Consider the following 9,260-nt stretch of genomic DNA (forward strand, 5'->3'; position numbering starts at 1 on the left):
GAATATGCCGAAAGTTAGAACTCGAGCACTAAGAAGTTTAGCTAGTAAATTTCAGTCATCTATTATAACAGCTGCTTTAACAGAAAGTGCTGATTACATCGACGAATTGGAATTAGAGATCAAACAATTAAAAATGGATCAGTATAAATATCAGTGTTCTGGTTGTGGTGAGTTTGAAAAAACACTAAGTAGAACATGCCCTAATTGTGGGAGGCAAAACTATTTAACTGGCTCGTTCCTAAAAGAAGATTTAGAAACGTGGATGGAAAAAAAACAGCAATAAACAACACGCCCTAGAATCAAATGGAGAACTAAATATAAGGAGGAATTTCAGTGGGAGTTACAATAAAATCAAAAAGTTTTAGTGCGGATATGGGTTATGGAGGTTTTAATCTCTATCGAAAAAAAATTGCAACTCTATCTAGTTTAGAATTTGGAAATCACTTCTCCAAGCTAGATAAAGCAATGAGCTTACCAGATATGGATAGAGAGGCTTTTTATAAGAAATATAATAAACAAACGGATGAACTGATTAAAAGAAATGTAATAACATCCGAAATTGCGAACTTTTGTTATCAATCAGATTGTGAAGGTTCCATTGACCAAAGACAAGCAAAGCTGATTTACGAAAAGATTAAGGATGAAGACGATAATATTTGCTATGGATATGCAGGAAGATCAGATTGTGCAATGTTCTCTGACTTGAAACACATTTTTAAAGATTGTGCAGAAAATGGAGGGAAAGTTAAGTGGCATTAAATTAAAGTTCACTATTCATGAGGAATCGGATGCTCTTCGGAGCATCTTTTTTTGAATCAGATGTTATCCATATTAGAAAGGTGATGGGATTATATGTCTAAAATAAAGGGTTATATTAATAATTGGTTAGAAAAATGGAACGAACCTACAATTATTGTGAAGTCGGAAAATGCTTATTCTCTTGTTGCTAAATGGGAATTGGAAAAAGATAGTAGCCCGTTCCGAAGATTTCAGAAGTATCAAAATGAAGATGGAATGTTTATCATGCTCCGTAAAGACAAACCTGTTTACGAAAAGAACTGGAATCGAATTAACATAAAAAGTACATGAGATTAGATTTTATGAGAAAAGTAGATACATTTCATACCAGTTAGAGAAAAATCATCTAATACAAGAAGTTAGAGGGTGTAATAATAAGGCATTTGATTTCTTATGGTTTAGAAGATATCTGCATATCATGAGGAGAATATGAAAAAAAGGAGCGTCTTTTCTCGCAGATAATAATAACTTATCATGTTAACGGCGGATAGGTAGAGGAAGCATTAAAAGAGGCTTTGAACAACTAACAGCAATGAAGTAAAACAAATTAAATATTTCAGATTGAAGGAGGATGAATAGTTTGAGTGAAACAGTTCATTACAAAGGCGTCTTAAGTAGAGTCGAAAGATTTGAGAAGGAAAATTTGGAAGAACAATGCAAAAGACTTTTAGGAAATAAAGAGCTTCCGTCTTACTTTGATAGCTACGAAGAATATCTATTAGATAAGCATTATCGTACGATGACGATTCAGAACGGGGATGTTTATCAAGTTGAAAAAGAAGAAGTTGACCCAGATAGTGGTATTTTCAATGCAAGTATTAGTGAAAACGGGGAAATTACATTTGAAGTCCGATATTATAACGGGGGATGCGGTTTTGATGAAGCAATTGAAAACGCCTTGAAAAATATTGGTCAGTAGTTGCCATTCTAGCTCTAATTAGCATATGAAGTAAAGGGGTTGGCATGTGAATGGGTAACGAATTAAGGGGCGATTTATATGAAGTTTGAAAAGGGTCAATTAGTTTATAACGGTCATACTGGAGATATCGAGTATGTAGTTATTGGATACAACGCAGGAAACGGAATTATTTTACTTCCATGTGGGCTAGAAGATAAGAGTGGAAATCGCATAGTCGTTCATTCTGACTGTTGGATATATGGGAAATGAACTGTTAGACCAAATGTTGCAAAAGAATCATCAAGCGTAGCAGAAAGGGTGAGTCAATGATTATCCACTTCGTCAAGACTGATATTGAAAAGATTATTGAGGGTGAAAATATTGCTTACGCTCAAATTCCATTCATATATGGAAACTATTTTGATTTTGAGAGTGATACAGAGCATTTATTAACAATAGAAGTAGCGAATGAAATGGTTATAAATAGTGATGCGTATTACGAAGGATATTATCGTTTTTATTGTCATAGGGACTTAGAAAAATTCAAAAACTTGCTGTATATGAGAAATGTTTAATGGACAAGCACACAATAGGAGGAACATTATGAAATCTAAAAGAGTTGAAAGGTTAGATGCAATTAATCTTTTAATAAGATTCATTGTTGAAACAGACAAAGAACGCCATAACCCAACTTTAGGAACAAAAAAAGATGAACAACTCATACCAAGTAAATTTATCTTTGCTGAAAATGGTCTTCTTTATTTCATCGACAGTTACACTCAAGAACGAATCCGTCCAATTAATCATTATCGTTGGGATGGTTTTAGTGAAGGTGGAACAATGAGACATTTAGTTCAGCAATTCGCAGGATTTATTATGAAGGGTGAACAAGGTTTCCTAAATGATTATAAAGAAATTTGGGGTTGGACTTACGAAAACACAATGAAAGTACGTTACAAGGCAAAAGAAATCGGCTTTATTGATAGAGTGGATTATCCATATGAACGGTGGGCTAACTAATAGAACTAATATAAGGCTTAGATATCTAAAGGAGTGAAGAAAATGAGTAAATTATTAGAAGAATTAAAAGCATATAAAGAAAGTTGTCGTTATTAATAGAGCGGTATGAGCAAGCTTTAAAAGAGATTGATAACATTCATACGACTACTTTGTATGTAGCACAGAAAATTGCACAAGAAGCATTAAAAGAATCATAAGACGTCCTGATGGACGTCTTTTCTTATGTTCTGATGGCTATTCGCATATATATAGATAACTATATCCATTAATAAGGAGCAGTGAAGCTGCAGTTAGGGAGGGTGTTTTAGTGTCGAAACAGAAAAGCATCAGACAAAGTAAAGTAAATCGTGTACTTATGAAAAATTCAAATGAATTTTTTAAGACCGCTCTGCATATATTTGCTGTCATTGGTTTGATAGGTGCTAACGTCATAGCTATAGCAATGATCTTTATACCCGACTCACCGATAGGCAATTGGGCATTCATTACCGTTTTCCCATTTTTAATTGGAGTCTTAGGGTTTGTTGTATCCACGATTTTGTTTAATTGGACGAAGGCAAAGAAAGGAGAGGAACCGAAATGAACAAAAAAGAAAGTAGTGTAAGAGCTAAAAAAATAAAATTCTTTGGTTATAGAAGATTGTTCGGGTTTTATTTATCGCATGCTGAGACTACTGGGAAGGAGCAACTTTATGCATTTTCTTTAGTTCTTATGAATAAACCGATAGCGAATTTAATATGGACAGATAGTGTATGGCAAGATATAGAAACAGGAAAGAATTATGTGTTTTCTATGAATAATGGGGTTTTGTTTACAAAGAAGTTGGCTATTCGTTTCAATGGTCTCGATAAAAAGATTGAAAAAGAGTGAGAGTGGATAAAAAACTATGGCAAATAGAAGAAAACCAAGAAAAAAATAATCTTGGTTTTTTTTACTTTATTCGCCCAAAAGACCAAGATTATCCTCAATGACGGTCATGCTCAATGCTGCCTGCATCATGTCAATATCGGAAGAGTTTACAATTCTTTTTACATCCTCGAATTCAGAAGGTCGGAATGTGCCAGCGTCAAACATATCTGCTGCTTCATCAGATGCCATCCTTCGATACATAACTGCAGAATTTAACTTGGATTTGAACGTCTTTAGTTCCTTTTGATTCTTTTTGGATAAGGAACCTTTTTCAATATTATCTATTTTGGTAGACAGAGCTCTATATTGAGTATCTATTGCTTTCATATTCGAGTATGCATTATAAACATCTACTGAGCCATTTGATACTCCATTGAATGTAGCTACCCAAAGTTGTTCCCAAATCGCGACGTATTCTTTTAATGTTGTTTGCATTTGAGGGGATAATTCTTCTTTATAAAATTTAACTTCTGCTACCCGTTTTTCTTCTGCAATTTTCACTTTTTCTGCTTCTGCTTTAAGTTTTGCATCCGCATCAGCTTTTGCTTGTTCTTCTTTTGCTTTTGCATTTTCGGCCTCTTCTTTCGCTTTTGTTTCAGCCTCTTTTGCTACTCTTATACTTTTTTCTTCTTCTGTTTCTTTTGCAACTACAGGTGCAGAAGTTTCTGTTTTTTTCTTACTGACCGGAGTGTCTTCTTCAAATAATTCCGAGACAAATCCAAAAAAGAATATTGCTGCTAATGAAAAACCAGCAAACTTAATCATATTCTTGCTTTTACTACTCTTTTTATTAATCCAAGAAATGATAGCTAAGAATATAAATAGGCACATTGCCAAAAAACTTGCTCCGATGAGCACCATTAATAAATCATACATACTTCTCGACCCCCATTAACTTAATATACCTAATAATACGACATTTTTTAGTAAATATGTGGTTTATTTATCGCTTTATTTTTAAACTTCCTTCTCACCTTAATTAAAACCGATTTTTTCAAAGTTTAACGTGTCCATCTAATTGCGTTTTCTTATAGTTATTAAAAGAACTGCATATGATAGAAGGTATTAACTAAAAAGGAGCAGCTTGACTGCATTGAGGAGGAGAATGGATGGCATATACCGATGAAGGTATGACAAAAATAAGTTCCCAAAAAGCTCAAAAATTGTTTAATGATGGGCAGGAGGTATATCTGCTGTATCCAGATAATACGGAAGCAGTAATGGAAAGTGTAGATCAAATTGAGGAGCATGAATATCGTGATGGGCAGTTCGGAGTAGAATAAGCACGAATTTACCCAAGACGAATGGAACATAAAAAAGAGAGGATGTTGAAAATGGCTAAAGTAAAAGAACAGTACAATATTATTGTAAAAAATGAGGATGTCATTAAAATACTATTTTATTGCGATGACGAAGAAGGCTACGGAGTAGATATTATAGGTTCGGAGTGTGGGATTGGAGACTTTTCATTTGGAGATGACATGGAATTTGCTTATCGATTCTATCAAGCGATCATCAGTTTATTTGAAAAAGATGATGTATTAGCTGTTGAACGTTTGGGTACATTTTCTTGTACGTATCCATCTGATCTTTCTGGAATGGATGAAGCGAAACGTCTTGTCGAAGAATGGATATCGAAAGAAGAACTCTCTCATAAAGCGATATAACAAGGAGACAGCTTCGGCTGTCTCTTTTGTTCTTCCTTCTGTTTGTTGTGGAACCAAGATTCCTTGCATATCATGCAGCAGAAAGAAAAAGAAGGTCTGGCACTGCCAGAAAATACGGGAGGGTAAATCCATGAGTGTATATAAAGAGTTTCCAAATGCAGAAGTAATCAGAGAATGGGATAAGTTATTAGCATTGACTGAAAAAGAGGTAATAGACCTGTATAAGAGTTGGCATGAAATACAAAAGGAGAACCAGGAAACATATAAGCGGCTTGTAACAGAAAAGAATACCAAAATAGATGAAGTGGTCACCTTTCTGAAAACACAGGGTATTGACGTTATTAAGTATAAGAAGTCAGGATTCTTTCCGAAGCCCAGTGGGTATCAAGCATGGTTCAAAAATAACGTTGTTGACAAAATATCGGAAAAATATCCAAGCTACCAAAGACATATTCCGACGGCACATATGACTTCATGTGTTATCCAAGGGATTGAGCTCAGTAATAATCAATCGCCTACCAATGTGGTCGAATTGCACAGGAAGATAACAAATCAATTTAATAGCAAGATCAATCAAGTCAAAAAGACCGATAAGTTATTGATTAAGTCCATTGCCTATGCAACAGAGCATCAAATAGACATCGAGGATTTGACGCCAACGGAGGTTATTGCCACAGTCGCAGAGTCAGCAAAAGAAAAGTATCTAAAGGAACAAGTGCCATTCGGGACAGAAGTATACCTGAAACATGAATGTTACGAGTGTTCTACGTATATTATGGGAGAACACCGATGTTCTTGCGGAAATCGAAGAATATCGATCGTGGTAGAAGGAGATCTAATACAGGGGTTTGAGTATTACCCAGAGGCCAACTAAAAAAGAATAGACAGATGAGACTCTTGGTTTGCACCAAGGGTCTTTTTCTTTCCTTCCGAACGATTACCTTTCGCATTTCGTTGTTAGGCCATCCTTACGTGCATATCATAAACAGAACAAACAATATAGGACAGTTTTTGGCTGATGATAAAAAGGAGGAATTGGAAGATGAAGGTAGGAGATAAAATAGAGTTGCTCGTCAACTCCAGGTACTGCAAAAAAGGGGATGTTGGTTTGGTCGATAAGGTGTTAGACGATGGTGCTGGCCAAATAGATATGAACTGGGAAAATTCAACAGGTATCACTCATCATATATTCATGCGAAAGGAAACCGAAGGCGAATTTTGGAGGTTTTCTGAATGACCAATGGTGTAGAAGAAAATGGGAAGGCTACAGCTTGTCGATTTGCGGTTACAAAAGATCTTTTCTTTGAAATTGCTTGCCGTATTGTCGAACACCATTACGAACACAAAAAGAACTTTCTCGAATACCAGATTCAAGGAAAAGGGATACCACTCGAAATGGTGATAGAGGTAGTCCAAGAACTCAAAAAACGAAATTTTGATGTATATCATACGACTAATTCCAAGTATTCACCTACTGACACCTATAGCTTGATTATCAGGTGGAGCAATGAGGGAAATGAAACTAGAGGAGAGAATAAAAAATGAAAACGTTACAGGGAAATATTTTATTGTCGGATAAGGATATTTTGGTACAACAAGTTAATTGTAAAGGATTTATGGGTAAGGGCCTTGCACAATCTATTATGATGCGTTATCCGAATGTGAAAAAGGAATATCAAAAGTTTCGACTAAGGGAACTACAAAAGGGCCTAAAAGATGAAGACTTGCTGGGACTTGTTAATTTTGTAGATGTTTATGATGGGAATATCATCGCTAATGTATTTGGCCAAGTGAATATCCGAAAAGGTACTTATGACAAAACGGTCTACACCAAAAAAGAAGCTCTGTTAAAAGGAATTCAACAAGTAGAGGAAAAAGCGAGAGAACTTAATCTATCTGTCGCGATTCCAACCTATATTGGATGCGGTTTAGCTGGGGGAGATTGGACGGAGATCAAACAAGGAATAGAGGAAATTTTTAAAAATAGTCCAGTGGAAATAGACTTATATGAGTTTCGCTGAGGTCTAGTATGAATAGATGATTTAAAGAGGGGGCATTTGATTTGCTAACGTTAAAGACAAATGATGTTTCAGTCAAAACCTACGAAGAGGAATATAATTACTTCCTTTCAGCAATACTTGGGAAAGTGGAATATTGTTCGTATCATAACAGTATACAAAAAGTAGAAAAATTCCTTATTTATTGGCTGAATGGTGAGGTTTTAGACGACATTCTCATACATCTCCAAACGATGTATAAGACGTTCCAACACCTATTCCCTTATAAGGGAACCATATACAGAGGGGTTGAAATAGAAAGCTTTGTAGTGGAAACAAATGGCTTGAGAAATAAGTATCTGACTTCTTTCACGAACCAAGAAGAAGTCGCTAGGTACTTTGCTGGGGTCAGCACCATATATGGTAATTCTCAGAGGGAAAGCATGTCTCACTATTTAATAGAGATGAATACAAGTGACTGCTTCTCTTTCGATGAGTTCTTAATGAGAATTTTAGAACTGACCCATAATGTAGACTTGGAAATAGTCATTGAAGAAAGAAATTGGGAAAATGAGAAAATAGCATTCTTTGACCAGGAAAATTGTAAACTTACAAAAGTTTGATGAGAAGAGAAAGGCGGATATATATGCTTGGGTTTATAGTAGAGGGATTTCATGATGAGGATAAGCTTAAACTGCTACTACCTACGGCGTACGTAGTGGTTACGAACGGCACTAGACTCAACAACCGAGTTCGGATGGATATAGACGGGGCTATCTCGTCCTGTGAGAAAGTCTTTCTTCTTACTGATCCAGATGAAGCGGGAGAACTTCTGGCAGGTATGATTAAGAAGGAGTATCCCTGTCTCTTACAGATACATCTTGATTCTAAAATGTGTATGTGTTATCGGAATAACCGGTGGAAGACAGGTGTTGAACACTGCGAGTTGCCGTATCTTGAAAGCGTACTGCGTTTGCATGTAGCAGAAATATGAAATCATTAAGGACGTCCAACTGGGCGTTCTTTTTTTTGAAAATCAGAGGAAATTATCTCTATTAGATTACATAAACTACCACCAAAAAAAGGTCGAATGAATGATTAGTTAGCCTGCTCCTGCATAAGATAGAGGGTCTTTACAAAAAGGAACAGCTTCATGCTGTCACTAAAAAAGGAGAGATTGTTAATGAATGAAAAGCAAAAAGAATTATTGTTTAAACTAGGTGAAGTGTTTGGGGAGATAGCCGAGGAATGCGGCAAAGATGAAAAGTTTCACCAGCTCCTTATTGACAATAATGACTTGTACACAATGTCCTTAGACGAGCTTTCAGGTGAGTGGATGGCAGTTGCAGAGGGAGATAGAATCTCGACCAACCAAGAAAATCAGATACTCCAGAAATTACTAACAGCAGGGGAGCATGAAGTAGTAAAAGTGGGGAAACACCAGATCTATAAAGAGGCACCTTTCTATGTGCTAGAAAAATTCGAATTTGTAGAAGACGGGGTAGATATGTTCCGTGTGTTTGATACCTATGAATCAAAGGAAGAAGTAGTAAGAGCAGCAATTAAACTGCTTTAGAACATGCCATTTCGTATAATGTTCATAACACTAGAATTGTACTACACGATTAATTATTGTGGTTTCAAAGCGATATAAAAATGAATTAGTCTTATCAAAGGAGAATGTGTATGTTCGTCAGAGAAAATAAGCTCTGTATTAAAAGTTCTGACATTGCAGAGTACAGTGACCGAATGAAGATGCTCTGCGTTGGTAGCATTGTCCAAGTATTAGACGAAAAGTATAGAATCATAGGACTAGATAGAATTGAAATTGCCTTTGGTCAAGTAATCATTTACCTGGATGTAAAGGTGCTCTAAAAATAGTCTGAATAACTTAAGAATAAGACGACGTCCTTAGGGGCGTCTTTTCTTATGGTTTAGAAGGCAACTGCATAGAATGACATGTATCAAATA

General features: G+C 35.7%; 20 protein-coding genes. 19 read left to right on the forward strand and 1 reads right to left on the reverse strand.

Going from position 1 to position 9,260, the window contains the following annotated elements:
* Nucleotides 1-4 precede the first annotated feature (4 nt).
* The 9 genes from MHI40_RS19695 to MHI40_RS19735 all read left to right on the forward strand — a co-directional run bounded on the left by MHI40_RS19695 (nucleotide 5) and on the right by MHI40_RS19735 (nucleotide 3,586).
* The gene (locus MHI40_RS19695; RefSeq protein ID WP_340764774.1) at nucleotides 5-283 is read left to right on the forward strand and encodes a hypothetical protein; all 279 of its coding nucleotides are present in this window, start codon (nucleotides 5-7) and stop codon (nucleotides 281-283) included.
* Nucleotides 284-333: 50 nt separating this feature from the next.
* Complete coding sequence (locus MHI40_RS19700; RefSeq protein WP_340764776.1) at nucleotides 334-759, forward strand: hypothetical protein; 426 nt, start codon at nucleotides 334-336, stop codon at nucleotides 757-759.
* 93 nt (nucleotides 760-852) lie between these two features.
* Nucleotides 853-1,089 carry a hypothetical protein gene (locus MHI40_RS19705; RefSeq protein WP_340764778.1) on the forward strand — a complete coding sequence of 79 codons (237 nt, stop codon included), beginning with the start codon at nucleotides 853-855 and terminating at the stop codon, nucleotides 1,087-1,089.
* Nucleotides 1,090-1,378: 289 nt separating this feature from the next.
* The gene (locus MHI40_RS19710; protein ID WP_340764780.1) at nucleotides 1,379-1,717 is read left to right on the forward strand and encodes a hypothetical protein; all 339 of its coding nucleotides are present in this window, start codon (nucleotides 1,379-1,381) and stop codon (nucleotides 1,715-1,717) included.
* Nucleotides 1,718-1,795: 78 nt separating this feature from the next.
* A complete protein-coding gene (locus MHI40_RS19715) occupies nucleotides 1,796-1,966 on the forward strand; it encodes a hypothetical protein (protein ID WP_340764782.1) in 171 nt (56 codons plus the stop codon).
* A gap of 56 nt (nucleotides 1,967-2,022) precedes the next feature.
* Complete coding sequence (locus tag MHI40_RS19720) at nucleotides 2,023-2,271, forward strand: hypothetical protein (protein WP_340764784.1); 249 nt, start codon at nucleotides 2,023-2,025, stop codon at nucleotides 2,269-2,271.
* Nucleotides 2,272-2,299: 28 nt separating this feature from the next.
* Nucleotides 2,300-2,716, forward strand: coding sequence for a hypothetical protein (locus MHI40_RS19725; protein WP_340764785.1), 417 nt, complete (start codon nucleotides 2,300-2,302; stop codon nucleotides 2,714-2,716).
* Nucleotides 2,717-3,023: 307 nt separating this feature from the next.
* The gene (locus MHI40_RS19730) at nucleotides 3,024-3,299 is read left to right on the forward strand and encodes a hypothetical protein (RefSeq protein WP_340764787.1); all 276 of its coding nucleotides are present in this window, start codon (nucleotides 3,024-3,026) and stop codon (nucleotides 3,297-3,299) included.
* Complete coding sequence (locus MHI40_RS19735; protein WP_340764789.1) at nucleotides 3,296-3,586, forward strand: hypothetical protein; 291 nt, start codon at nucleotides 3,296-3,298, stop codon at nucleotides 3,584-3,586. The genes MHI40_RS19730 and MHI40_RS19735 overlap by 4 nt, the downstream gene beginning before the upstream one ends.
* Nucleotides 3,587-3,652: 66 nt before the next feature.
* Here MHI40_RS19735 and MHI40_RS19740 read toward each other — a convergent pair whose 3' ends face one another.
* A complete protein-coding gene (locus MHI40_RS19740) occupies nucleotides 3,653-4,501 on the reverse strand; it encodes a hypothetical protein (RefSeq protein WP_340764791.1) in 849 nt (282 codons plus the stop codon).
* Between the two features lie 233 nt (nucleotides 4,502-4,734).
* On the opposite strand from MHI40_RS19740, the gene MHI40_RS19745 reads away from it, so the two are divergent.
* From MHI40_RS19745 to MHI40_RS19785, 10 genes are all read left to right on the forward strand, one after another.
* Nucleotides 4,735-4,908 (forward strand): hypothetical protein, encoded by a 174-nt coding sequence (locus MHI40_RS19745; RefSeq protein ID WP_340764793.1) that lies wholly within the window; start codon nucleotides 4,735-4,737, stop codon nucleotides 4,906-4,908.
* 51 nt (nucleotides 4,909-4,959) lie between these two features.
* The gene (locus MHI40_RS19750; protein ID WP_340764794.1) at nucleotides 4,960-5,292 is read left to right on the forward strand and encodes a hypothetical protein; all 333 of its coding nucleotides are present in this window, start codon (nucleotides 4,960-4,962) and stop codon (nucleotides 5,290-5,292) included.
* A gap of 130 nt (nucleotides 5,293-5,422) precedes the next feature.
* The gene (locus MHI40_RS19755; protein WP_340764796.1) at nucleotides 5,423-6,166 is read left to right on the forward strand and encodes a hypothetical protein; all 744 of its coding nucleotides are present in this window, start codon (nucleotides 5,423-5,425) and stop codon (nucleotides 6,164-6,166) included.
* A 168-nt stretch (nucleotides 6,167-6,334) separates the two neighbouring features.
* Complete coding sequence (locus MHI40_RS19760) at nucleotides 6,335-6,529, forward strand: hypothetical protein (protein WP_340764798.1); 195 nt, start codon at nucleotides 6,335-6,337, stop codon at nucleotides 6,527-6,529.
* Complete coding sequence (locus MHI40_RS19765) at nucleotides 6,526-6,837, forward strand: hypothetical protein (RefSeq protein ID WP_340764800.1); 312 nt, start codon at nucleotides 6,526-6,528, stop codon at nucleotides 6,835-6,837. Before MHI40_RS19760 ends, MHI40_RS19765 begins: the two co-directional genes overlap by 4 nt.
* A complete protein-coding gene (locus tag MHI40_RS19770; RefSeq protein WP_340764802.1) occupies nucleotides 6,834-7,313 on the forward strand; it encodes a macro domain-containing protein in 480 nt (159 codons plus the stop codon). The genes MHI40_RS19765 and MHI40_RS19770 overlap by 4 nt, the downstream gene beginning before the upstream one ends.
* A 41-nt stretch (nucleotides 7,314-7,354) precedes the next feature.
* Nucleotides 7,355-7,912, forward strand: a complete 558-nt coding sequence (locus MHI40_RS19775; protein ID WP_340764804.1) for a hypothetical protein — start codon at nucleotides 7,355-7,357, stop codon at nucleotides 7,910-7,912.
* Nucleotides 7,913-7,935: 23 nt separating this feature from the next.
* Nucleotides 7,936-8,283 (forward strand): toprim domain-containing protein, encoded by a 348-nt coding sequence (locus MHI40_RS23460; RefSeq protein ID WP_445678346.1) that lies wholly within the window; start codon nucleotides 7,936-7,938, stop codon nucleotides 8,281-8,283.
* A gap of 189 nt (nucleotides 8,284-8,472) precedes the next feature.
* On the forward strand, nucleotides 8,473-8,865 hold the full coding sequence (locus MHI40_RS19780; protein WP_340764805.1) for a hypothetical protein: 393 nt from the start codon (nucleotides 8,473-8,475) through the stop codon (nucleotides 8,863-8,865).
* Between the two features lie 110 nt (nucleotides 8,866-8,975).
* Entirely contained in the window at nucleotides 8,976-9,164 is a 189-nt protein-coding gene (locus tag MHI40_RS19785; protein WP_340764808.1) for a hypothetical protein, read from the forward strand.
* The last annotated feature ends 96 nt before the right edge of the window (nucleotides 9,165-9,260 follow it).

Origin of the sequence: Psychrobacillus sp. FSL H8-0510 (assembly GCF_038008345.1) — a bacterium.
GTDB classification, from domain to species: domain Bacteria; phylum Bacillota; class Bacilli; order Bacillales_A; family Planococcaceae; genus Psychrobacillus; species Psychrobacillus psychrotolerans.

What these genes read in the sequence shown, in the direction of transcription:
- MHI40_RS23460 (WP_445678346.1), top strand. Translation starts at nt 7,936, where the DNA reads ATGCTTGGGTTTATAGTAGAGGGATTTCATGATGAGGATAAGCTTAAA.
- MHI40_RS19740 (WP_340764791.1), bottom strand. Translation starts at nt 4,501, where the DNA reads ATGTATGATTTATTAATGGTGCTCATCGGAGCAAGTTTTTTGGCAATG.
- MHI40_RS19745 (WP_340764793.1), top strand. Translation starts at nt 4,735, where the DNA reads ATGGCATATACCGATGAAGGTATGACAAAAATAAGTTCCCAAAAAGCT.
- MHI40_RS19770 (WP_340764802.1), top strand. Translation starts at nt 6,834, where the DNA reads ATGAAAACGTTACAGGGAAATATTTTATTGTCGGATAAGGATATTTTG.
- MHI40_RS19725 (WP_340764785.1), top strand. Translation starts at nt 2,300, where the DNA reads ATGAAATCTAAAAGAGTTGAAAGGTTAGATGCAATTAATCTTTTAATA.
- MHI40_RS19750 (WP_340764794.1), top strand. Translation starts at nt 4,960, where the DNA reads ATGGCTAAAGTAAAAGAACAGTACAATATTATTGTAAAAAATGAGGAT.
- MHI40_RS19760 (WP_340764798.1), top strand. Translation starts at nt 6,335, where the DNA reads ATGAAGGTAGGAGATAAAATAGAGTTGCTCGTCAACTCCAGGTACTGC.
- MHI40_RS19755 (WP_340764796.1), top strand. Translation starts at nt 5,423, where the DNA reads ATGAGTGTATATAAAGAGTTTCCAAATGCAGAAGTAATCAGAGAATGG.
- MHI40_RS19705 (WP_340764778.1), top strand. Translation starts at nt 853, where the DNA reads ATGTCTAAAATAAAGGGTTATATTAATAATTGGTTAGAAAAATGGAAC.
- MHI40_RS19780 (WP_340764805.1), top strand. Translation starts at nt 8,473, where the DNA reads ATGAATGAAAAGCAAAAAGAATTATTGTTTAAACTAGGTGAAGTGTTT.
- MHI40_RS19785 (WP_340764808.1), top strand. Translation starts at nt 8,976, where the DNA reads ATGTTCGTCAGAGAAAATAAGCTCTGTATTAAAAGTTCTGACATTGCA.
- MHI40_RS19720 (WP_340764784.1), top strand. Translation starts at nt 2,023, where the DNA reads ATGATTATCCACTTCGTCAAGACTGATATTGAAAAGATTATTGAGGGT.
- MHI40_RS19695 (WP_340764774.1), top strand. Translation starts at nt 5, where the DNA reads ATGCCGAAAGTTAGAACTCGAGCACTAAGAAGTTTAGCTAGTAAATTT.
- MHI40_RS19715 (WP_340764782.1), top strand. Translation starts at nt 1,796, where the DNA reads ATGAAGTTTGAAAAGGGTCAATTAGTTTATAACGGTCATACTGGAGAT.
- MHI40_RS19735 (WP_340764789.1), top strand. Translation starts at nt 3,296, where the DNA reads ATGAACAAAAAAGAAAGTAGTGTAAGAGCTAAAAAAATAAAATTCTTT.
- MHI40_RS19765 (WP_340764800.1), top strand. Translation starts at nt 6,526, where the DNA reads ATGACCAATGGTGTAGAAGAAAATGGGAAGGCTACAGCTTGTCGATTT.